At 72.9% G+C, this 22,348-nt stretch carries 17 protein-coding genes, 3 tRNA genes and 1 pseudogene; 16 read left to right on the plus strand and 5 right to left on the minus strand.

The features are described from left to right. Positions 1–691 (plus strand): annotated as a pseudogene (locus Y09_RS17520) (hypothetical protein); the annotation flags it as partial. Positions 692–704: 13 nt separating this feature from the next. After that, a complete protein-coding gene (locus tag Y09_RS09120) occupies positions 705–1,403 on the plus strand; it encodes a bifunctional 2-polyprenyl-6-hydroxyphenol methylase/3-demethylubiquinol 3-O-methyltransferase UbiG (protein ID WP_053917439.1) in 699 nt (232 codons plus the stop codon). A gap of 77 nt (positions 1,404–1,480) precedes the next feature. Here Y09_RS09120 and Y09_RS09125 read toward each other — a convergent pair whose 3' ends face one another. After that, entirely contained in the window at positions 1,481–2,689 is a 1,209-nt protein-coding gene (locus Y09_RS09125) for a PLP-dependent aminotransferase family protein (protein WP_053917440.1), read from the minus strand. A gap of 198 nt (positions 2,690–2,887) precedes the next feature. Further along, a tRNA-Gly gene (locus tag Y09_RS09130) sits at positions 2,888–2,961 on the minus strand. Positions 2,962–3,099: 138 nt separating this feature from the next. On the opposite strand from Y09_RS09130, the gene Y09_RS09135 reads away from it, so the two are divergent. From Y09_RS09135 to Y09_RS09145, 3 genes are all read left to right on the plus strand, one after another. Then, positions 3,100–3,173, plus strand: a tRNA-Pro gene (locus Y09_RS09135). A gap of 85 nt (positions 3,174–3,258) precedes the next feature. Beyond that, positions 3,259–4,797, plus strand: a complete 1,539-nt coding sequence (gene tig, locus Y09_RS09140; RefSeq protein ID WP_053917441.1) for a trigger factor — start codon at positions 3,259–3,261, stop codon at positions 4,795–4,797. Between the two features lie 142 nt (positions 4,798–4,939). Beyond that, complete coding sequence (locus Y09_RS09145; protein ID WP_053917442.1) at positions 4,940–5,608, plus strand: dihydrofolate reductase family protein; 669 nt, start codon at positions 4,940–4,942, stop codon at positions 5,606–5,608. 58 nt (positions 5,609–5,666) lie between these two features. On the opposite strand, the gene Y09_RS09150 is transcribed toward Y09_RS09145, so the two are convergent. Continuing rightward, entirely contained in the window at positions 5,667–6,503 is an 837-nt protein-coding gene (locus tag Y09_RS09150) for a C40 family peptidase (RefSeq protein ID WP_010551289.1), read from the minus strand. A 398-nt stretch (positions 6,504–6,901) separates the two neighbouring features. Here Y09_RS09150 and Y09_RS09155 point away from each other — a divergent pair, with 398 nt between their 5' ends. The 7 genes from Y09_RS09155 (at position 6,902) to nrfD (ending at position 15,617) form a co-directional block, all read left to right on the plus strand. After that, positions 6,902–7,477, plus strand: coding sequence for an ATP-dependent Clp protease proteolytic subunit (locus tag Y09_RS09155; RefSeq protein ID WP_050815762.1), 576 nt, complete (start codon positions 6,902–6,904; stop codon positions 7,475–7,477). An 82-nt stretch (positions 7,478–7,559) separates the two neighbouring features. Then, entirely contained in the window at positions 7,560–8,228 is a 669-nt protein-coding gene (locus Y09_RS09160; protein ID WP_053917496.1) for an ATP-dependent Clp protease proteolytic subunit, read from the plus strand. 158 nt (positions 8,229–8,386) lie between these two features. Next, the gene (gene clpX, locus Y09_RS09165) at positions 8,387–9,727 is read left to right on the plus strand and encodes an ATP-dependent Clp protease ATP-binding subunit ClpX (RefSeq protein WP_053917443.1); all 1,341 of its coding nucleotides are present in this window, start codon (positions 8,387–8,389) and stop codon (positions 9,725–9,727) included. Further along, the gene (locus Y09_RS09170) at positions 9,724–10,068 is read left to right on the plus strand and encodes a chorismate mutase (RefSeq protein ID WP_053917444.1); all 345 of its coding nucleotides are present in this window, start codon (positions 9,724–9,726) and stop codon (positions 10,066–10,068) included. Before clpX ends, Y09_RS09170 begins: the two co-directional genes overlap by 4 nt. Positions 10,069–10,210: 142 nt before the next feature. After that, the gene (gene fdnG, locus Y09_RS09180; protein WP_234695685.1) at positions 10,211–13,507 is read left to right on the plus strand and encodes a formate dehydrogenase-N subunit alpha; all 3,297 of its coding nucleotides are present in this window, start codon (positions 10,211–10,213) and stop codon (positions 13,505–13,507) included. Continuing rightward, positions 13,504–14,505, plus strand: coding sequence for a 4Fe-4S dicluster domain-containing protein (locus Y09_RS09185; RefSeq protein WP_010551296.1), 1,002 nt, complete (start codon positions 13,504–13,506; stop codon positions 14,503–14,505). The genes fdnG and Y09_RS09185 overlap by 4 nt, the downstream gene beginning before the upstream one ends. Continuing rightward, on the plus strand, positions 14,502–15,617 hold the full coding sequence (gene nrfD / locus Y09_RS09190; protein ID WP_053917447.1) for an NrfD/PsrC family molybdoenzyme membrane anchor subunit: 1,116 nt from the start codon (positions 14,502–14,504) through the stop codon (positions 15,615–15,617). The genes Y09_RS09185 and nrfD overlap by 4 nt, the downstream gene beginning before the upstream one ends. Before the next feature lie 21 nt (positions 15,618–15,638). On the opposite strand, the gene selD is transcribed toward nrfD, so the two are convergent. Continuing rightward, positions 15,639–16,658, minus strand: a complete 1,020-nt coding sequence (gene selD, locus Y09_RS09195) for a selenide, water dikinase SelD (protein ID WP_053917448.1) — start codon at positions 16,656–16,658, stop codon at positions 15,639–15,641. A gap of 73 nt (positions 16,659–16,731) precedes the next feature. On the opposite strand from selD, the gene Y09_RS09200 reads away from it, so the two are divergent. The 3 genes from Y09_RS09200 to Y09_RS09210 all read left to right on the plus strand — a co-directional run bounded on the left by Y09_RS09200 (position 16,732) and on the right by Y09_RS09210 (position 20,145). Continuing rightward, positions 16,732–16,826 (plus strand) — tRNA-Sec (locus Y09_RS09200). 53 nt (positions 16,827–16,879) lie between these two features. Next, positions 16,880–18,337, plus strand: a complete 1,458-nt coding sequence (locus Y09_RS09205) for an L-seryl-tRNA(Sec) selenium transferase (RefSeq protein ID WP_053917449.1) — start codon at positions 16,880–16,882, stop codon at positions 18,335–18,337. Then, positions 18,337–20,145 (plus strand): SelB C-terminal domain-containing protein, encoded by a 1,809-nt coding sequence (locus Y09_RS09210; RefSeq protein WP_053917497.1) that lies wholly within the window; start codon positions 18,337–18,339, stop codon positions 20,143–20,145. The genes Y09_RS09205 and Y09_RS09210 overlap by 1 nt, the downstream gene beginning before the upstream one ends. A 95-nt stretch (positions 20,146–20,240) precedes the next feature. Here Y09_RS09210 and Y09_RS09215 read toward each other — a convergent pair whose 3' ends face one another. Continuing rightward, positions 20,241–20,717, minus strand: coding sequence for a hypothetical protein (locus tag Y09_RS09215; protein WP_053917450.1), 477 nt, complete (start codon positions 20,715–20,717; stop codon positions 20,241–20,243). 209 nt (positions 20,718–20,926) lie between these two features. Here Y09_RS09215 and Y09_RS09220 point away from each other — a divergent pair, with 209 nt between their 5' ends. Continuing rightward, positions 20,927–22,288 (plus strand): hypothetical protein, encoded by a 1,362-nt coding sequence (locus Y09_RS09220; protein ID WP_148639597.1) that lies wholly within the window; start codon positions 20,927–20,929, stop codon positions 22,286–22,288. Positions 22,289–22,348 lie beyond the last annotated feature (60 nt).

The raw sequence follows: 22,348 nt of genomic DNA on the forward strand, positions 1-22,348 counted from the left end.
GGGCCGTCGTCTGCGGGCGATCGGCGGGGGCCCGACGGTGCTGCTGTACGCGCGACGGGACGCGGTCGCCTGGCTGCGCACGCCCGACCGGTGCGCGGGCGGCGCGCTCGCGGTGCTGCTCGGCGCCGTCGCTCTGGGCGGGGCGCCGCTGCTGCCGGGGCCGGCGGCCTGGACGGCGCTGCTGCTGGGCGCCCTCGCGCTGCGGACCGGGGCGGGAGCCTTCGTCGACGGGATCCGTCACGGGGTGCACACCCTCGGTGCCCCGCCCCTGCTCGGTCAGCGCGCGGGGACGCAGCTGTTGCTCCACGCCGCCGCGCCCGGGCTGCTCCTGGTGGCGCTCGGCGTGCTCGGCGGGACGCTCGCCGCGGTCGTGGGCGGCGGGGCGGGGAGCGGTTCCGTGCTGCTGCCCGTCGCCGTGGCCGCCACGGTCCTCGCCGCACGGGCCTGGGAGGCGGCGAAGGGCACCATGCCGCTCGCGCTCGCCACTCCGATCCCGACCCCTCAGGGGGACCTGTCGGTGCTGGTCATGCTGGCCTGGCAGGCCGACGCCGTCGTCGTGCCGCTGCTGGGCGCCGCGGCGCTGCTGCTCGTGCTCCCCTCCGGCCCCGGGGCCGTGCTCCTCACCGCGGCCGCGCTCGTCGGCCTGCTCGTTCTGCTGACCCGACGACGCCTGCGGGAGCTGCAGGCATGAGAGGAGGCGAGAGGTGGACATCCGCACGACGCCGAACCCCGTGATCCGCGGGGCGGAACGGGTTCTGCACCGCCTGAACGCGCGCCATCCCTGGGACCACAACGCCCATTTCCACCGCTGGGTGCTGCGTTCGCTGCCGCCGGGGGCGGCGCGGGTCCTCGACGTCGGCTGCGGACGCGGCGACCTCGTGCGCGCCCTGGCGGGGCGCGTCGCGCAGGTCGACGGCATCGACCCCGACCCCCGGATGGCGCTCGTCGCCGCCGAGCGGTGCCGTGACCTCGACGGCGTCACGATCCGCCGGCGCGCACTCGTGGCGCATGCCGAGACACTGCGGGCCGAGGGGGCGGGAGGGCACTACGACGCGCTGACCATGATCGCCTCCCTCCACCACATGGAGCTCGAGCCGGCCGTCGCCCAGGCCCGCGACCTGCTGCGTCCCGGCGGGCGTCTGCTCGTGGTCACCCTCACCGTGCCCCGCACGCGCCTCGACCTGCTGTGGGACATCGGCGATGCGCTGTCGAACCCGCTGATCGGGCTCGTGAAGCATCCGCGCCCCGTGCGGGATCCCGTCCCGGGGCCGAGCATCCCGGTCCAGGACCCGGCCTGGTCGCACGGAGAGCTGCGCGAGCGGGCCCGGGAGATCCTCCCCGGGGCGGTGCTGCACCGGCGCGAGGGCTTCCGCTCGACGCTGCGGTGGCAGAAGCCGATCTGACGCTTCTGCCCTGTCGCCGCGCCCTCCGTGTCCGGGCGCGGCACAGCGCGTCGGAGGACGTGCCGTCGGGCGCCGGCTCAGGCGCGGTGCGCGGCGATGACCTCGCCGAGGCGGGCGACGGCGTCCTCGATCACGGCGGGGGAGTGGGTGACGAAGCTGAGCCGCATCGTGGAGCGGTCCGCATGGTCGGCGTAGAAGGACCAGCCGGGCAGATAGGCGACCCCGGCCTCGACGGCGTCGGCGAGCATCTCCTGCGCGTCGTAGCCCTCGCCGAGCGCGGCCCACAGGAACATCCCGCCCTCGGGACGGGTCACGTGCGCTCCGTCCGGCAGCACCGGGGCGATCGCCGCGGACATCGCGTCGCGCCGCTCGCGGTAGACGGCGCTGACCCGGGCGACGTGGGCGTCGAGGTCCACGGTCTCGAGATAGCGGGCGACCATCAGCTGGTCCACCACGGAGGACTGCATCGAGATCGCGGCCTTCGCCACGGCGAGGGTGTCCAGGACCGGGCCCTCCGCGCGCATCCAGCCGATGCGCACGCCGGGGCTCATCAGCTTGCTCATCGAGTTCAGCAGGATCGTCCGCTCGGCCATGCCGGGCAGCGCCGCGATCGGCGCCCAGGTGCTGCCGGTGAAGCTCAGGGCGCCGTAGGGATCGTCCTCGATCAGCGGCACGTCGGTGCGCTGCAGCACCTCGGCGACCGCCTGGCGTCGCTCGAGCGGCATCGTGCGCCCGGTCGGGTTCTGGAACGTGGGGATCAGGTACACCATCCGCGGGTGGTGGGTGCGGATCGCCTCCTCGAGCGCCTCGGGGATCACGCCGTCGTCGTCGGTGTCCACCCCGATCATCCGCGCGCCGTGCACCGAGAAGGCCTGGACCGCGGCGAGATAGGTCGGGGACTCCACCAGCACCACGTCACCCGGCTCGAGCAGGGCCTGGGCGACGACGAACAGCCCCTCCTGGGAGCCGGACGTGACGCGGATCTGCGAGGCGTCGGTGGGGAGGTCGCGCGAGACGCGGCGCGCGGCCTGCTCGCGCAGCTCGAGCTCGCCCTCGCTGACCCCGTACTGCAGCGCGCGATGACCCTGCTGGGCGAGCACCCAGTCGTAGCAGGCGGTGACCTCCTCGAGCGCGAACAGCTCCGGGTCCGGGATGCCGCCGGCGAAGGAGGCCACGTCCTCGCGGGCGGCGAGGGCGAAGATGTCCTTGAGCGGGGAGGACTCCATCCCCGCGTAGCGCGCGGCGACGAGGAAGCGGAACGGTGCGGAGCTCGGGGGCGCGGTCATCGCCCCATCGTGTCACGCAGGCCGTACGGGAGCAGGCGGCGTCGACGTGAGATCCGCCCAGCCCGGCGGGCGACGTCCGTGCTGGAGGCTCCGCCCTGCCGGAAGGGGCTGTGGCGCGGTGGGAGGAACTCGCGAGGGCGCGAGCCCGGACGAGAGCCGGGCCGCACCCCCTGAACAGGAAGGATGCGGCCCGGGTGCTGGAGCGGGCGACGGGAATCGAACCCGCGTAATCAGTTTGGAAGACTGAGGCTCTACCATTGAGCTACGCCCGCATGCGGCCCCTATTGAACCAGATCAGAGCCGTCCGAGCACATCCGGCGTGGCCGGGACGACATGCATCTGCTCACAGGGCCCCGGGCGCTCCCCGCCGCCGCACGGGCGGAACGGGTAATATCCCCTGGGTTGCCCTCCGGGGTGTAGCTCAGCTTGGTAGAGCACCCGCTTTGGGAGCGGGAAGTCGCAGGTTCAAATCCTGTCACCCCGACTCCGCCGCCGGGTCGCCGCCGCGCGAGCTCCGGGGCGCCACCAGAATCGTCCATCCGATGTCCATCTACAGGGAGACCTGACCAGTGAAGACCGAGTCCGAGAAGCTCAGCCCCACCCGGGTGAAGCTCACCGTCGAGGTGCCCTTCGACGAGCTCAAGCCCGCCGTCGAGGCGGCCACCACGAAGATCGCCGATCAGGTGCAGATCCCCGGCTTCCGCAAGGGCAAGGTCCCCTCCAAGCTCGTCGAGCAGCGCTTCGGCCGCCCCGCGATCATGCAGGAGGCCGTCAACGACGCCCTGCCCGACTTCTACCAGCAGGCCGCGGCCGAGGCGGAGCTCAAGCCCGTCGGCCGCCCCGAGGTCGAGGTCACCGAGGTGCCGGGCCTGGACGGCTCCGAGGAGGGCAACCTGCTCTTCACCGTCGAGCAGGACGTCCGCCCCGAGATCGAGCTGCCCGACTTCGCCTCCTACGAGGTCGAGATCGAGGAGCCCGAGGTCGACGCCGACGCCGTCCAGGTGCGCCTGGACGAGCTGCGCGAGCGCTTCGGCACCCTCGTGGGCGTGGACCGCCCGGCCGAGGACGGCGACTTCGTCTCCGTCGACATGATCGCCACCATCGACGACGAGGAGATCGAGTCCGTCGAGGGCGTCTCCTACCGCATCGGCGAGGGCAACATGCTCGAGGGCCTCGACGAGGCGCTCATCGGCCTGTCCGCCGAGGAGTCCACCACCTTCGTCTCGAAGCTCGCCGGCGGCGACCGCGCGGGCGAGGAGGCGCAGGTCAAGGTCACCGCGCAGTCCGTGAAGGTGCGCGAGCTGCCTGAGGCCGACGACGAGTTCGCCGAGATGGCCTCCGAGTTCGACACCATCGACGAGCTCAAGGAGGACCTCAAGGTCCAGGCCGAGAAGGACGCCGAGGGCAACCGCGTGGCGCTCGCCCGCAACGCCCTGCTCGAGAAGCTCCTCGAGGAGCTCGAGATCCCCGTGCCCGAGCAGCTGGTCGAGGACGAGATCCTCACCCACCTGCAGAACGAGGGCAAGGAGGCCGGCGACCCGCACGGCGAGGAGATCCGCGAGGACACCGAGAAGGCGATCCGCGCCCAGTTCGTGCTCGACGAGATCAACGGCACCCGCCAGGTCGACGTCGACCAGAACGACCTCATGAGCTACATGACGCAGCTCTCCGCGCAGTACGGCATCGAGTCGAACCAGCTGCTGCAGATGCTCGCCCAGTCCGGCCAGCTCGAGCAGATCTTCGCCGAGGTGCAGCGCTCCAAGGCGCTCGACGTGGTCCTCGCCGACGTCACCGTCAAGAACGCGAAGGGCGACGTGCTCGACCTCGGCCTGAAGGCCGAGGAGGCCGACGACGCCGAGCAGGCCGAGGACGCCGAGGAGAAGCCCGCCGCGAAGAACGCCCCGGCCAAGAAGGCCCCGGCCAAGAAGGCTCCGGCCAAGAAGGCCGCTGCGGCCGACGAGGCCGCCGCCGACGAGTCCGCCGAGGACGCGGAGTCCGAGAAGCCCGCCGCGAAGAAGGCTCCGGCCAAGAAGGCCCCCGCCAAGAAGCCGGCCGCCAAGAAGGCGTCGGCGAAGGACGAGTCCGCCGCGGACGAGTCCGCCGAATGACCCTCCGCCGCTGACGGGGTCACGCCCCGCGCGGCAGATCGAACGGGCCGTCACCCCTTCCGGGGGTGGCGGCCCGTCGGCGTCGGTGGGGGACTGCCCGTCCCGGCGAGCGCCGGGGACCGCCGACGCCCGGGAGCGACCCATGGCACCGCACCGACCCGACCGTCCCGACGACCCCGCCGCGGCCACGGCCGGCACGCAGGCCCCGCAGGGCAGGGCCACCTGGGGGTTCACCGCCTCGCTCGACGGCTTCATCACGGGGCCCGAGCACGACATGGCCTGGCTCGAGGCCTGCCCGCCCATGGGCGGCGAGGTCGTGGCGCGGCTCGCCGAACCCGTCGGCGTGATCATCTCCGGCCGGCGCGGCTACGACGCCGCGGTCGCGCAGGCGGCCGAGCGCGGCGAGCTGACCTCCGAGGCCTACGGCGGGGCCTGGGACGGGGTCGAGATCGTGCTGACCCATCGGCCCGAGGAGCTCGCCGGCGATCCCTCGGTGACCGCCCTGGACGTCGACGTGGCCGAGGCGATCCGTCGCGCCCACGAGCTCGCGGACGGCAAGGACGTGCAGATCATCAGCGCCGACATCGCCCGCCAGACCCTCGAGCTCGACCTCGTCGACGAGCTGCAGATCTTCTCCGCGCCGGTGATGCTCGGCGACGGGACGCGCGCCTTCTCGGCGCCCGGCGGGCGGCGGATCGACTGGGAGCTGGTCGGGACCATCCCGGGCGCGGAGGCGGGATTCGGCCGCCTCTACCGTCCCCGCGGGACGGCGGGGAGCGGCGCAGCGGCCGGATCGAGCGGGGCCGGATGAACGGGCACGGCCCGGCTCCCGCGAGGGGAGCCGGGCCGTGGGCCGAGGAGCCGGTGGCTCAGCGGTAGGTGACGAAGCCGATCGGGTTGCCCCAGATGGAGCGCTCGACGACGCGCTGCTTCGAGCCGGAGGCGTCGATGATCTGGCCGTTGCCGGCGTAGATCGCGACGTGGCCGGACCAGGCGACGATGTCGCCGGGCTGGGCCTGCGACTGGGAGATCCAGCGGCCGCCGTTGGCGATCTGGCCGGAGGTGCGCGGCAGCGAGATGCCGGCGGCCTTGTAGGCGTAGTTCACGAGGCCCGAGCAGTCCATGCCGCCGAGGGAGGAGCCGCCCCAGGAGTAGGGGGTGCCCACGGCGGAGCGGGCCGCGTTCACGATGGTGCTGGAGGAGCCGGAGGAGGAGCTCGAAGCGCTCGAGGAGGGGGCGGAGGCGCCGCCGGTGGAGACGCCGCCGTTGAGGGCGGCGCGGGTCTTCGGGCCGACGACCCCGTCGACCTGGAGGCCCTTGGAGGACTGGTAGTCCTTGACCGCCGCGTGGGTGCGCTTGCCGAACACGCCGTCGACCGCGAGGCCCGCGCCGTTCGAGTTCAGCGCCGACTGCAGCTCCTGCACGGCGCCGCCGCGGGAGCCCCAGCGGAGCTTCTGGGTGGAGTTCAAGGCGGCCGACGGGGCGACCGAGGGGGCCGCGTCGGCCGTGGCCGGAGCGGCGGCGGCCGGAGCGGCCGGGGCGCTCGGGGCGGCGGGCGCGGCCTGGGCCGAGGCGCCGGTGAAGGCGGTGCCGAGGACGACGGTGCCGAGGACGGCGGCGCCGCCGAGCCCGCGAGCCGCGGTGCCGGCCTGGCGGGTGGGGAGCTGGGCGCGGCCGGGGAGACGGTGGGAGTTGTGCTGAGCCATGATGAGCGGGAGTTCCTTCCGATCCCGACCGGGGGCCGGGGGCATTCCTGCGGGATGTCGTGACCTCTGGGGTCGGGGCGGTGACTTCAAGGTAAGAGCATTCCGGCGCCCGTCTGAAGGCGCTTGGCAGACCCGGATAACGCTCTTTGTCTGTTTTTACAGATCGGCAGGAAGTCGTGACCGACTCTCACCCCACCTTGACGAACCCGGGGGCGGGGCGCCACAGGGGCTGCGGCGCCGCGCCAGTGCGCCTGCGGCGAACAGGGCCCGTCACCCTCCCGCCCAGCGCCTAGAGTCGACGCATCGACGATTCCCGCGATCAAGGAGCCCCCGTGACCTCTCAGACCCCGCAGAGCAGCCAGCCCTCCGCGCCCCGTGACGCGGCCGGCGATTCCCCGATGGGCCTCGACGACAACGTCTACCAGCGCCTTCTGCGCGAGCGCATCGTGTGGCTCGGCTCGGAGGTCCGCGACGAGAACGCCAACGCGATCTGCGCCAAGATCCTGCTCCTGGCCGCCGAGGACCCGGACAAGGACATCTACCTCTACATCAACAGCCCCGGCGGCTCGATCACCGCGGGCATGGCCATCTACGACACGATGAAGTTCGTCAAGCCGGACATCGTGACCGTCGGCATGGGCATGGCGGCCTCGATGGGCCAGTTCCTGCTCTCCTCCGGCACGAAGGGCAAGCGCTACGCGACCCCGCACACTCGCGTGCTCATGCACCAGCCGCTCGGCGGCCTCGGCGGCACCGCCACCGACATCCGCATCCAGGCCGACCTCATCCTCTCGATGAAGAACCAGCTCGCCGAGCTGATCGCCGAGCAGACCGGCAAGAGCGTCGAGCAGATCCACGCCGACTCCGACCGCGACCACTGGTTCACGGCGGCGGAGGCCCTGGAGTACGGCTTCATCGACAAGATCGTCGCCGGCTCCGGCGACGTCACGGGCGGCGGCGGCACCGACAGCTGATCGCCCCCTCCAGAACCTTCCGACACCTTCGAGACCAGGAGACCCCGTGACCTTCGATCCCCGCACCATCGGCGCGCTGCCCATGGCCCAGGCCGGCGCGCAGCCCGCCGCCGCCACTCAGATGCCGACCTCCCGCTACGTGCTGCCCCAGTACGAGGAGCGCACGCCCTACGGCTTCAAGCGCCAGGACCCCTACACCAAGCTCTTCGACGACCGCATCATCTTCCTCGGCGTGCAGGTGGACGACGCCTCGGCCGACGACGTGATGGCGCAGCTGCTCGTGCTCGAGTCCCAGGACCCGGACCGCGACATCACGCTGTACATCAACAGCCCCGGCGGCTCGTTCACCGCGCTGACCGCGATCTACGACACGATGCAGTACATCAAGCCCGAGATCACCACCGTGTGCCTGGGCCAGGCGGCCTCCGCCGCCGCCGTGCTGCTCGCGGCCGGCGCCCCCGGCAAGCGGCTCGCGCTCCCGAACGCGCGCATCCTCATCCACCAGCCCGCGATGGGCGGCGAGGGCGGCGGCGGCCAGGCCTCCGACCTCGAGATCCAGGCCAACGAGATCATGCGCATGCGCGAGTGGCTCGAGGAGACCCTCGCCCACCACTCGGGCCGCACCAAGGAGCAGGTGAGCGCCGACATCGAGCGCGACAAGATCCTCACCGCGCAGGGCGCCCTCGAGTACGGCCTGGTCGACCAGGTGCTCACCTCCCGCAAGGAGCCGCGTCCGGCGCTCGGGCGCTGACGCGTCGGCGGGCCGCCGCGACGGCTCCGCCGCACGACGATCGACCACGACGGCCCCGCTTCGGCGGGGCCGTCGTTCTGCCCACAGCGAGCCTGCGCGGTCACGCCAGGAGCGGCGGGTAGGCTGGACGGACCTGAGCGCCGAGGAGGAGGACAGCTGTGGCACGTGCGAGCGAGAACGGAGACGTTTTCAAGTGCTCCTTCTGCGGCAAGTCGCAGAAGCAGGTCGAGCGCCTGATCTCAGGGCCGGGGGTGTACATCTGCGAGGAGTGCATCGAGCTGTGCAACGAGATCATCGCCGAGGAGATCCAGGCCGCGCAGCCCGCCGCCGAGGAGCAGGCCCCGCTGCCCGCCCCGCGCGAGATCTTCGACTTCCTCGAGGAGTACGTGGTCGGCCAGGAGCCCGCCAAGCGCGCCCTCGCCGTGGCGGTCTACAACCACTACAAGCGCGTGCGTGCGCAGGACGCCGCGCAGGCGGCTCCGAACGCGAAGAGCGCCGCCGCGACCCTCGCCGAGGAGGCGAGCGATGACCACGAGGACATCGAGGTCTCCAAGTCCAACGTCATGCTGGTGGGCCCCACCGGCTGCGGCAAGACCTACCTCGCCCAGACCCTCGCCAAGATGCTCGACGTCCCCTTCGCGATGGCGGACGCCACCGCGCTGACCGAGGCCGGCTACGTCGGCGAGGACGTCGAGAACATCCTGCTGAAGCTGCTGCAGGCCGCGGACTACGACGTGAAGAAGGCCGAGCGCGGCATCATCTACATCGACGAGGTGGACAAGATCGGCCGCAAGGCCGAGAACCCCTCGATCACCCGTGACGTCTCCGGCGAGGGCGTGCAGCAGGCGCTGCTGAAGATCCTCGAGGGCACGGTCGCGGCGGTACCGCCGCAGGGCGGGCGCAAGCACCCCCATCAGGAGTTCATCCAGATCGACACGACGAACGTGCTGTTCATCGTGGCGGGCGCCTTCGCCGGCATCGAGGACATCATCGGCTCCCGCATCGGCAAGCGCGGGATCGGCTTCGGCTCCGAGCTGCACTCCCCGCTCGCGCAGGAGGCGCTGTACTCGAAGCTGCTGCCCGAGGACCTGCTGAAGTTCGGCCTGATCCCCGAGTTCATCGGCCGTCTGCCGGTGATCACGAGCGTCTCGAACCTCGACCGGGAGGCGCTGATCACGATCCTCACCGAGCCGCGCAACGCGCTGGTGAAGCAGTACCGCAAGATGTTCGCCCTGGACGGCGTCGAGCTCGACTTCGAGCGGAGCGCCCTGGAGGCCATCGCGGACAAGGCGGTCGAGCGGGAGACCGGCGCGCGCGGACTGCGCGCCATCCTCGAGGAGTCCCTCCAGCCGGTCATGTTCGAGGTGCCCTCGCGGGACGACGTGGTCAAGGTGGTCATCACCGAGGGAGTGGTGACCGAGGGCCGGGCGCCCCTGATGCTCACCGGCAAGGACGCGGACCGCGAGCACGACAGCGGCCGGCAGGAGCGCACCGCATGAGTGCATCCGGTCACGCGGGCGCGCCGCGCGAGGCGGACGTCGCCCGGGCCCGGGAGCTGCTGGGGGAGGAGCGGCGCAGCATCGACAACATCGACGCCGCCCTCGTGCACCTGCTCGCCGAGCGCTTCTCCCACACCCAGCGCGTGGGCCAGCTGAAGGCCGAGCACGGCCTGCCGCCGGCGGATCCGGACCGCGAGCAGCAGCAGATCGAGCGTCTGCGCTCCCTCGCCGACGACGCGGGGCTGGACCCGACATTCGCCGAGGCGTTCATGCGCTTCATCGTCACCGAGGTGATCCGCCACCATGAGCGGATCCGCGACGAGGGCGCCGCCGGGGCCTGACGCCCCCAGCGGGTCCGCGCCGCCCCGCCGACGGGTCCGCGTTGCCCTGCCGGTCGGTCGGCCGCGGGTCTGCCCGCCCGAGCCGCGCCGGGACCTCGCAGACCCCGCCCTTCGGGCCGAAACCGCTGATAGCATCGGGGACATGGCTCGAAAGACGTTCCTCGACTGGCCGGTGATCCGGCAGCTTCGCGGGGCGGATCCGACGGGACGCGGCACCGCCGTCACGTCCCCGCGGACCCGCAGCACGATGCCGCGCACCGCAGAGGCGGACGGTGTCGTCGACAGCGTCTGCCCGTACTGCGCCGTCGGGTGCAGCCAGCGCGTCTTCCACAAGGACGGACGCGTCATCAACATCGAGGGCAACCCGGACTCCCCGGTCTCCCGGGGCCGGCTGTGCCCGAAGGGTGCCGCGAGCGAGCAGCTCGCGAACTCCTACCTGCGCCAGACGAAGGTCCGCTACCGCCGCCCCTACGGGACCGAGTGGGAGGACCTCGACCTCGACACCGCGATGGACATGATCGCGGACCGCTTCCTCGAGGCGCGCCGGAAGCACTGGGAGGACGAGGACGAGCACGGCAACCCCCTCCGGCGGACGATGGGCATCGCGAGCCTCGGCGGCGCGACCATCGACAACGAGGAGAACTATCTGATCAAGAAGTTCTTCACCGCCGCGGGCGCCATCCAGATGGAGAACCAGGCCCGCATATGACACTCCGCCACGGTTCCCAGTCTGGGAGCCTCGTTCGGTCGTGGCGGTGCCACGAACACGGTGCAGGACTTCGCCAACGCTGACCTCATCGTCATCGAGGGCTCGAACATGGCCGAGGCCCACCCGGTCGCCTTCCAATGGGTGGTCGAGGCGCGTAAGCGCGGCTCCCGGGTCATCCACGTCGACCCGCGGTTCACACGCACCTCCGCGAACGCCGATCGGCACATCCCGATCCGCACCGGCACGGACATCGTGTTGCTCGGCGGCGTGATCCGGCACGTGCTCGAGAACGAGCTGTACTTCAAGGAGTACGTGCAGGCGTACACCAACGCCTCGACGCTCGTCTCCGAGGCGTACGGCGACCCCGAGGACCTCGACGGCCTGTTCTCCGGCTACGACCCGGAGACCGGCACCTACGACAACACCACCTGGGCGTATGCGGGTGATCCCGACGCGATCGCGCGCGGCCTGCCCGAGCGGGACGAGACCCTGCAGCACCCCCGCACCGTCTTCCAGATCCTGAAGCGTCACTACGCGCGCTACACCCCGGAGATGGTGCAGGAGACCTGCGGCATCGCTCCGGAGGACTTCGAGTACCTCGCGAGTTCGATCGCGGAGAACTCGGGCCGTGAGAAGACGACGATGTTCGCCTATGCGCTGGGCTGGACCCAGCACCAGGGCGGTGCGCAGATGATCCGCACCTCCGGCATCCTCCAGCTGCTCATGGGCAATATGGGACGCCCCGGCGGCGGCATCATGGCGCTGCGCGGACACGCCACCATCCAAGGCTCCACCGACATCCCGACGCTCTACCACATCCTGCCCGGCTACCTTCCGATGCCGAAGGCCGGACAGGACGACTTCGACGAGTACACGCGACTGGTGGGAAAGAAGGAGCAGAAGGGCTTCTGGGCCAATGCGGACATCTACACGATCAATCTGCTGAAGGCCTGGTGGGGGAAGCACGCCACCGCCGAGAACGACTGGGCGTATCACCACCTGCCCCGGCTCACCGGCGCGCACGGCACGTACCAGACCGTCATGCGGATGCTCGAGGGCGGGGTCGACGGATACTTCCTGTTCGGCCAGAACCCCGCTGTCGGCTCGGCCAACGGGCGTATGCAGCGCCTGGGCCTGACGCACCTGAAGTGGATGGTGGTGCGCGACTTCTACATGATCGAGTCGGCGACCTTCTGGAAGGACGGACCCGAGATCGAGTCGGGGGAGCTCTCCCCGGAGCAGATCGGCACCGAGATGTTCTTCCTCCCGGCCGCGAACCACACCGAGAAGGCCGGGTCGTTCACGCAGACCCAGCGCATGGTGCAGTGGCGCGACCAGGCCGTCGAGCCGCCGGGCGACGCGAAGAGCGATCTCGAGTTCATGTACGAGCTGGGACGCCGCGTGCGGGAGAAGCTCAAGGACTCCTCCGACCCCCGCGACCGGCCGATCCTCGAACTGACCTGGGATTATCCTGTCAACGAGCACGGCGAGCCGGACGCCGAGGCGGTCCTGGCCGAGATCAACGGCCGCCACCTCTCCGGTGAGAGGGCCGGGCAGCCGCTGGCCTCCTTCGGGGAGATGAAGGACGACGGCTCCACGAGCGGCGGCTGCTGGATCTACTCCGGCGTCTACGCGGGCGGGATCAACCGTGCCCGGAAGCGGACACCCGGTCAGGAGCAGGACGAGACCGCCGCCGAATGGGGCTGGGCCTGGCCCGCGAACCGACGGATCCTCTACAACCGCGCCTCCGCCGATCCCGAGGGCCGCCCGTGGAGCGAGCGGAAGAAGTGGGTCTGGTGGGACGAGGAGACCGGGACATGGACCGGGAAGGACGTGCCGGACTTCCCGCCCACGAAGCGTCCCGACGACCCCGGGGACCCGGGCAAGGGCGGCGTGGCGGCGCTGACGGGGACCGATGCGTTCACGATGCAGTCCGACGGGCGCGGTTGGCTCTTCGCGCCGACCGGAATGGTGGACGGGCCGTTGCCGACCCATTACGAGTCGCCGGAGTCGAACATCCGCAACCCGCTGTACCCCCAGCAGTCCAACCCCACGCGCGTCACCTTCCGGGACGAGGACAACCTCAGCTCCCCGGGCGCGATGGGCGCGGGCGGCGAGGTGTACCCGTACGTGTTCACCACCTACCGGATCACCGAGCACCACACCGCCGGCGGCATGAGCCGGTTCCTGCCCTATCTCTCCGAGCTCCAGCCGGAGATGTACTGCGAGGTCTCCCCGGAGCTCGCCGCAGAGATCGGGCTCGAGCCCTACGGGTGGGCGACGATCATCTCGGCCCGCAACGCGATCGAGGCGAAGGTCCTGGTCACCGAGCGGATGACCCCGCTCCACGTAGGAGGACGCACCGTCCACCAGATAGGCCTCCCGTTCCACTGGGGACGCGGCAGCGCCGCGGTGGTGCAGGGCGACGGTGCGAACGACCTGATCGGGATGAACCTCGACGCCAACACCCAGATCCAGAACAGCAAGAACAACTCGTGCACGATCCTGCCCGGGCGCCGTCCCCGCGGAGCGGGGCGGGCGGAGCTGGTCGAGGAGTACCGCCGCAGGGCCGGGCTGATCCCCGCGCTGCACCCGCAGGTCGACGGGGCCGAGGGTGCTCCCGGTGCCGGCCCGGCCACGGGCGGGACCCCGCACGAGGTGCGCGGTCCGGAGGAGGCCACCGCCGTGCCCACGGGGGAGCCGTCGATGAAGGAGATGAGGAACCGATGAGCCTGCTCGCCGGACCGGAAGGACCCTCCGCGGACGCGGGATGGGACCACGACCACGAGCGCAAGGGGTTCTTCACCGACACCTCCATCTGCATCGGCTGCAAGGCCTGCGAGGTGGCGTGCAAGGAGTGGAACCGCAACCCGATCGACGGCAACCTCGAGATCCTCGGCTCGAGCTACGACAACACGGGCGAGCTCGGCGCGAACACCTGGCGCCATGTCGCCTTCGTCGAGCAGGGCCAGGAGCGGATCGAGGAGGCGCGGGAGTCCGGGCGCAAGCTCGTCAGCCTCGGCATGCCGGGGATCGGCCCGAAGTCCTCGGGCAAGCGCGGCGCGACCCCGGCCGGTGATCTCTCGGACGTGGACCGCACTCCGCCGGACACCCCCGAGTTCCGCTGGCTGATGTCCTCGGACGTGTGCAAGCACTGCACCAACGCCGGCTGCCTGGACGTCTGCCCGACCGGTGCGATCTTCCGCTCCGAGTACGGCTCCGTCGTGGTGCAGCAGGACGTGTGCAACGGCTGCGGCACCTGCGTGAGCGCCTGCCCCTTCGGCGTCATCGAGCGCCGCGACGACGGGACCGTCTCCCCGTTCGCCGTGCGCGAGGAGGAGGACCCCCGCCGCAACACCGCGAGCAAGTGCACGCTGTGCTACGACCGGCTGGTCGACGGCGAGCAGCCCGCCTGCTCCGCCACCTGCCCCACGCAGTCGATCACCTTCGGCGACCACCCCGATCTCACGGCCGACGCGAAGCAGCGGGTCGCGGACCTGCACGAGCGCGGCATGACCGAGGCGCGGCTGTACGGCGCGAACCCCAAGGACGGCGTGGGCGGCACCGGCTCGGTGTTCCTGCTGCTGGACGAGCCCGAGGTGTACGGCCTCCCGCCGGACCCACAGGTGCCCACCAAGGCGCTGCCGAAGCTCTATGCCCGCACCGGCCTCGCGGCCGCGGGGATGGTCGCGGCCGTCGCGCTGTCCTTCCTGGGGGCGCGTCGATGAGCATCACCGAGTACGACGCGGACCGTCCGCCGGAGAAGCCCCGCCGACGCGGCGGAGGGAAGCGCCGACGCCGCCGCGGCCTCGGCGAGGTCGGGATGGGCGACGGATCCCGCGAGGGCGCCGTCGTCGAGGACGTCGAGATCGAGCGGTCCGAGCAGTACGACTCCTACTACGGCCGGCCCGTGGTCAAGGCGCCGCCGTGGAAGGCACCGATCGCCGTCTACCTGTTCCTCGGCGGCGTCGCCGGCGGCTCGGGCCTGCTGGCCTTCGGGGCGCAGTGCACCGGTCGCCCGGTGCTCCGTCGCAACGCGCGCCTCACGGCGCTCGGCACCGTCGGTGTCGGCACGCTGGCGCTCATCGAGGACCTCGGCCGCCCCGAGCGGTTCCTGAACATGATGCGCACCGTCAAGGTCACCAGCCCCATGAGCCTCGGCACCTGGGTGGTGGGAGGCTTCGCCTCGCTGTCCGGCGTGCTCGGCGCCCTCGAGGTCGACCGCCTGGCAGGCGAGAAGCTCCCGCTCGGGGCGCTGCGCCCCCTGCTCCGGGCCGCCGAGGGACCGGCCTCCCTCGGCCAGGTCGCCCTCGCCCCGCTGCTCGCCTCGTACACCGGTGCGCTGCTGGGCAACACCGTGGTCCCCACCTGGGAGGCCGGCCGCGGCCACCTCCCGTACCTCTTCGCCTCCTCCGCGAGCCTCGCCGCCGGCGGTGCCGCGATGGTCACCACCCCTGTCGCCGAGGCCGGTCCCGCCCGGCTCCTCGCGGCCGCGGGGGTCGCCGGGGACGTGGCGAGCATGCACCTGATGAAGGAGACGATGCATCCCCTGGAGCGGGAGCCGCTCGAGACCGGGACGCCGGGCAAGCTCCTGACCTGGGCGGAGCGCCTCGCGATCGCGGGCGGCGTCGGCACGCTCCTCGGCGGGCGCAGCCGCGTGATCGCGGCGGCGAGCGGCGCCGCCCTGCTGACCGCCTCGGCCCTGACCCGCTTCGGAGTGCTGAACGCCGGGCTCGAGTCCGTGAAGGATCCGCGCCGCGTGATCGAGCCGCAGAAGGCGCGCCTGGCGGCGCGCCGCGCCGCCGGCATCACCGACGACTCGATCACCACCGCCGGCTGAGCGGGCGGGCCGGGGGCGCAGTCAGCGGACCTGGATGCCCTCACCGGGGACGGTCTCGCCGATCACCGGATACCCGGGCACCTCGCCGATCACCAGCAGTCCGCCCGAGGTCTGCGCGTCGGCGAGCAGCAGCAGATCGTCCTCGTCGATGCCGGGCCCGGTCTGGACCGCATGGCGCACCCACTCGAGGTTCCGCCGCGTCCCGCCGGAGACGAACCCGTCCCGCAGCGCCTCCGCCGCACCGTCGACCAGCGGCACCGCGGCCCGTTCCAGGATCATCCCGACCCCGGATGCGCGGCCCATCTTGTACAGGTGGCCCAGCAGGCCGAAGCCCGTCACATCGGTCGCGGCCCTCGCCCCGGCCTCGAGCGCGGCCTTCGAGGCGTCCCGGTTCAGGGTCGTCATCACCTCGACCGCGGCGGGGGAGGCCTCGCCGGTGGACTTCATGCGGTTGTTCAGCAGGCCCACCCCGAGCGGCTTGGTCAGCGTGATCGGCAGGCCTGCCTCCGCGGCGTCGTTGCGCAGCAGACGGTCCGGGCGGGCGGTGCCGGTGACGGCCATGCCGTACTTGGGCTCGGGATCGTCGACCGAGTGCCCGCCGATGACCGGCACCCCGGCCTCCGTCGCGATCGCGAGACCGCCGGCGAGCACCTCCTGCAGCAGCTCGTAGGGCAGGACCTCGCGGGGCCAGCCGACGAGGTTGATCGCGACCACGGGGTCGCCGCCCATCGCGTAGATGTCGCTGAGCGCGTTCGCGGCCGCGATCCGGCCCCAGTCGTGGGCGTCGTCGACCACGGGGGTGAAGAAGTCCGCGGTGGAGAGCACGGCCGTGTCGCCGTCGGGCCCGCCGATCCGCACGGCGGCGGCGTCGTCCCCGTCGTCCAGGCCCACGATCACCTGGTCGTACTGCTGCCCGGCGAGGGAGGAGACGACCTCCTCGAGCTCGCCCGGCGGGATCTTCGAGGCGCAGCCGCCTCCGTGCGCCATCGTGGTCAGGCGGATCTCGGGGCGGGCCAGGGGCTGGATGGGGGAGTCGCTCATGGCCCGACCCTAGCCCGGGCCGCCCGGGGAGGGCGAGCGTCGTCCCAGGTCCGGCGGTGATATCGTCGCCCGCGGAGGCGTACGTGTCCTGGTGGGCGCCCCAGTCTTCAAAACTGGTGAGACCGAGCATCTCGGTCTGGCGGGTTCGATTCCCGTCCGCCTCCGCCAAGTCTGCCGTCCGCCGCCGGGCGGACGCTCCGATCCCGTGCGCAGGAGGTCCCGTGCCCCAGTCCCCGAGCGACGCGGAGGACCCGCGTCGGCGGATCCCGCGCACGGATCGCCTGCTCGCCCTGCCCGAGGTCGCCGCGGCGAGCGGCGCGATGGGGGAGCGCGTGGTGCACGACCTGGTCCGCGCCGCCCAGGACCGGGCCCGCCGCGGCGAGATCGTCCCGGAGGACGTGGCCGCCGCGGTGCTCGCCTCCCTCGGGGAGCACAGCGCCTCCTCGCTGCGCCCGGTGCTGAACGCGACCGGCGTCATCGTCCACACCAACCTCGGCCGGGCCCCGCTCTCGGCCGCGGCCCGGCAGGCGGTCCAGGACGCCGCCGGGTACACCGACGTCGAGTTCGACCTCGCCACCGGCGCCCGCTCCCGCCGCGGCGCCGGCGCGCGGGCCGCGCTGCTGGCCGCCTGCCCCGCGGCGGAGGACGCGCTCGTGGTGAACAACGGCGCGGCCGCCCTCCTGCTGGCCACGACCGCGCTCGCCGCGGGCCGCGAGGTGCTGTGGAGCCGCGGGGAGCTCGTCGAGATCGGGGCCGGGTTCCGGCTCGCGGAGCTCGTCGCCTCCGCCGGGGCGCGGGTGCGAGAGGTCGGCACCACCAACCGCACCCATGCGAGCGACTACCGCGAGGCGCTCACGGCCGGCGCCGGCGGGGAGCAGGGCGCCGCCGCCCCGGGGCCGGGCGCGCAGCCGGCTCCCGCGGACGAGCCGTCCGTCGGCGCGATCCTCAAGGTCCACACCAGCAACTACCGCATCGAGGGCTTCACCAGCGAGGTCGGGATCGCCGAGCTCGCAGCGCTCGCGCACGAGCACGGGCTGCCGCTGATCGCCGATCTCGGCTCGGGACTGCTGCGCCCCGAGACCGCGCTGCCCGACGAGCCCGATGCCGCCTCGGCCCTCACCGCGGGCGCCGACGTGGTCATCACCAGCGGCGACAAGCTCCTCGGCGGTCCGCAGGCCGGGATCCTGCTGGGCCGACGCGAGGTGATCGCGCGCCTCGCCCGACACCCGCTGGCCCGTGCGGTCCGCGCCGACAAGCTCGCGCTCGCCGCGATCGAGGCGACCCTCGCCGGTCCCGTCCCGCCCGTCCTCGCGGCGCTGCGCACGGACCCGGACACGCTGCGGGAGCGGACCGACGCGCTCGCGGCCCGGCTCGGCGGCCGCACCGTCGCCCATGACGGCCGCGTCGGCGGCGGGGGAGGGGCCGAGGTGCCGCTGCCCGGCTGGGCGATCGCGCTCGAGGAGGAGCTGGCCGCGGAGCTCCGCACCGGGGACCCGGCCGTCGTCGGCACCGTCCAGGGCAGCGCCTGCCTGCTGGACCTGCGCTGCGTGCCCGCCGAGCACGAGGACACGCTGGTCGGCGCCGTCGCCGCGGCGCGGGAGCGGCTGCGCGACCGCGACAACCGCCGTCGCCCCGAGGACGCCTCCGCGCACGCCTCCGCTCAGGATCCTGCGCGATGATGCAGGTCATCGCCACCGCCGGGCACGTCGACCACGGCAAGTCCACCCTGATCCGCGCGCTGACCGGCATCGAGCCGGACCGCCTCGCCGAGGAGAAGCGGCGCGGCCTCACGATCGACCTCGGTTTCGCCTGGACCGTCCTGCCCTCCGGCCAGGAGGTCTCCTTCGTCGACGTGCCCGGCCACGAGCGGTTCCTCGGCAACATGCTCGCCGGCATCGGCCCCGCCCCCATCGTCTGCTTCGTCGTCGCGGCCGACGAGGGCTGGCAGGCGCAGTCCAGCGACCACCGCGACGCCGTCGCCGCTCTCGGCATCGACCAGGGCCTGCTCGTGATCACCCGCGCCGACCTCGCTCCCGACAGGGTCCCGGAGGTCATCGCCCAGGCCCGCACGGAGCTCGCCGGCACCGGACTCGCCGCCGCGCCCGCTCTCGCGGTCTCCGCCGTGACCGGGGAGGGGATGGACGCGCTGCGCGTGCAGCTCGACGAGCTCGTCGCCGCCGCACGCCGTCCCGACCCCGGGCAGCGGGTGCGGCTGTGGGTGGACCGCGCCTTCACCGTCTCCGGCGCCGGCACCGTGATCACCGGGACCCTCGCCGCCGGCACCCTGTGCCGCGAGGACCGGCTGGAGCTGATCGGCACGCACGGCGGCGCAGCGCCCGGAGACCAAAGGACCGAGGTGCAGGTCCGCGGTCTGCAGTCCCGCGGCGGAGGGCTCGCCGAGCTCGGCCCCGTCAGCCGCGCCGCGGTGAACCTCCGCGGTGTCGACGCGGAGCAGGTCGGTCGCGGCGACGCGCTGATCACCCCCGGGGCGTGGCACCTCAGCACCCAGGTCGACGTGCGCCGCACCACCGGCGAGGACCTCGCGGGCGCCCCGGGCGAGCTGATCGCCCACCTCGGCACCGCCCAGGTCACCGCGCGGGTGCGCCCCTTCGGCGAGGAGCATGCCCGGCTCACCCTCGAGCGGCCGCTGCCGTTGGCCGTCGGCGATGCGCTCGTGCTGCGCGGCAGCGGCAGCCACGCTGTGCGCAGCGGGGTTCGCGTCCTCGACGTCGACCCGCCCGCCCCGGCGCGGCGCGGCGACGGCCGCCGGCGCCAGGCCGTGCTCGAGGCGATGCCCGCGGGCGGGGACCTCGCCGGGGAGGTCGCACGCCGCGGCGCCGTGAGCGAGCAGGTGCTGCGCCGCTACGGCCTCGCCGTCCCCGAGGAGCTGCCCGACGGGGTGGAGCGCCGCGGCGAGCAGCTCGTCGACGCTCGGGCGCTCGCCGACTGGCGGGAGATGCTGACCGCCCTCGTCGCCGAGGCCGTGCAGGCCGATCCGCTCTCCGCCGGCCTGCCCCGCAAGGCCGCCGCCGACGCGCTGGCGCTGCCCGCCCCGGAGCTGCTCGACGCGGTCATGGCCGCCGCCGGTCTCACGCTCGAGGCCGGCCGGGTGAAGGACCCTGCCGCCGTCGCAGGTCTCGGCGCCGCCGAGTCCGGGGTCACACAGCTCGAACGACGGCTCGCAGAGACGCCCTTCCGCGCCCCGGAGGCCGAGGACCTCGCCGCTCTCCGCCTCGGCGCCCGCGAGCTCGCCGCCGCCGCGGCGCAGGGCCGGCTGCTGCGGCTGCCCGACGAGGTCGTGCTGCTGCCCGCCGCGCCCGCGCTCGCGATGCGGGAGCTGGCCCGGCTCGAGCAGCCCTTCACCACCAGCGAGGCCCGCCAGGCTCTGGGGACGACGCGCCGCGTCGCGATCCCGCTGCTCGAGCATCTCGACGGCCGCGGCTGGACCCGTCGCGTGGACGCCGGGCACCGGGAGATCGTGCGCTGAGCGCGGGCCGTGACGCGCCCGGGTGCACCGCCCGCCTCGGCCGCAGCCTGGTGGAGCATTGACCTCCAGGGGCGGGCTCTGCCGCGCCGCGGGCGTCAGCGGTGGCCGGCGAGCCAGGCGCGGTGCGCGCCGAGCAGGGTGTTCTGGGCGCGGCTGTGGTCCGAGGGCCCGAGCAGCACGGCCGGGGAGGTCGGCGATTCCCACAGCGCCCGCACCTCGACCTGGCGTCCGTCGCGCAGCTGCGCGATCGCGACCACCCGTCGGCTCGCGGGCGGGGGCGGCAGCAGCTGGTGGATCTCCTGCCAGCGCAGCGACTGCTCCGCGCCGGCGAACCCGCACCAGGTGAAGCCCTCCGGGTCGATCTGCAGGCGGGACCTGCGGGCGCCGCGGAGGAGGAGCAGTCCGGCGCCGATCCCCATCGCCGCCGGGATCAGGAACATCAGGAACCAGGCCGTCTCCAGCACGATCGACAGGACGACCCCGGTGAGCAGCGCGGCCACGCCGATCAGAGCGACCATGGGGCCGACGACGAGGTTGATCTGCGCGCCGGCGCTGCGGATCACGGCGTGCACATGGAGCTCCCTGCTGGTCGAGGACGACGGCCCGCCCACCCTAGCGCGGGGCGACGAGCTCCACGCGGTCACCTCTCGTGCTCGCCGTCGTGGCAGCACGGCGGGCCCCGGGGCCCGCCGATGGGGAGTGCTCCCCATGGTCGACGCCGTGCGGTCTGCCTATGCTGAGCTGCGTCGCCGTGCCCAGCTCGGTCGACAGGATCAGAGGGGTGGGGGCAGGACCGGACACGGTCCGGTCGCACGAGGACTTCGGGGGAGAGATGATGGCGGGCTTCCAGGGCGGCGACACGGAGCAGATGCGGCAGCAGGGGACCGCCTTCGAGCAGGGATCGCGGACGGTCGACGAGATCACCGACGCGACCACCCGGCTCATCGACTCCGTGCCGTGGATGGGACCGGACGCGGTGGCGTTCCGCGCCCTCTGGCACGGCGTGATCGCGCCCGGCCTGCGCGCGAAGGCGGAGGACCTCCAGGGCCGCGGCGAGGAGATCCGCCGCCACGCCGAGGAGCAGGACGAGGCCTCCGCCGGGGACGGAGGCGGCCTGCTGGACGTCCTGCGCGACCTGTTCCCGATGCCCTTCCCGGGCCCGCTGATGCCCCTGCCCGCGCCGATCCCCGGGCTGCCCCTCACCCCGGGCGTCATCGACCGCCTCCGCAAGGACCTCGAGGACTGGTTCACCGGCGGCGACGGCGATGGGCCGCAGGAGTTCTTCGGCGATCCCGGCTTCACCTCGCGCGGCGCGAAGTACGGGGACGACCGACCGATCGGCGAGCAGATCACCGGTGGCGACTCGCTGTGGGACGGGCGCGAGATCGACGAGAGCTACGGATTCCTCGACGGGTACGCGGGGTACGACTACAGCGCCGGCACCAACGTCACCACCGATCCGTACGGCAACGTGACCGGGACCGTCGGTGCGCGGGGCAGCGCCGAGATCGGCATCGACGACCGCCTCGACGGGCCTCTCGGGACCGGGATCCAGGCCGGCGCCCGGGTAGGGGCGGAGGGCTACGCGGAGGCCGGAGGCACCGTCGGACCGGACGGCGTCGCCGCCGGAGCCCGCGCCGGGCTCGGCGCCTATTCCTCGCAGTACGCCACCGTCGACGGCCCGCTCGGCAATTCGGGGACCATCCGGCAGGACCTCTACGCCGGCGCGAACGCCAGCGCGAACGCGTACTCGCACGTCACGCGCAACGAAGACGGTCAGGTCAACGGCTTCAGCCAGGGCTTCGACGCCCGCGCCTTCGCCGGGGCGCAGGCGACCCAGACCTTCGAATCCACCTCGCCCGGCGGATGGTTCTCCGGCTCGACCTCCATCAGCGAGAAGGCCGGCTACGGGGTCGGGGCGGGCGCGGGGCAGACGATCTCCACCGACGAGATCTCCGTCAGCGTCGCCGGTTCGCTCGCGGTCGAGCTCGGGCTCGGCGGCTCCACCACCGTGGCGGTCCATCCGAACCAGATCGTGAACACCTTCACCCCGGGCGACTACGACATCGACGACGCGATCGGCGACGCCTCCGGAGCGTTCCAGGGGGCCACGGACTACGTCTCCGACAAGTGGCCGTTCTGAGCGATACCGGCCTCTCCGCCGGCCACCTCGCGGTCGCTCGCGGCTCCGAGGCCCTGCAGT

Origin of the sequence: Brachybacterium sp. SW0106-09 (assembly GCF_001293905.1) — a bacterium.
GTDB lineage: Bacteria > Actinomycetota > Actinomycetes > Actinomycetales > Dermabacteraceae > Brachybacterium > Brachybacterium conglomeratum.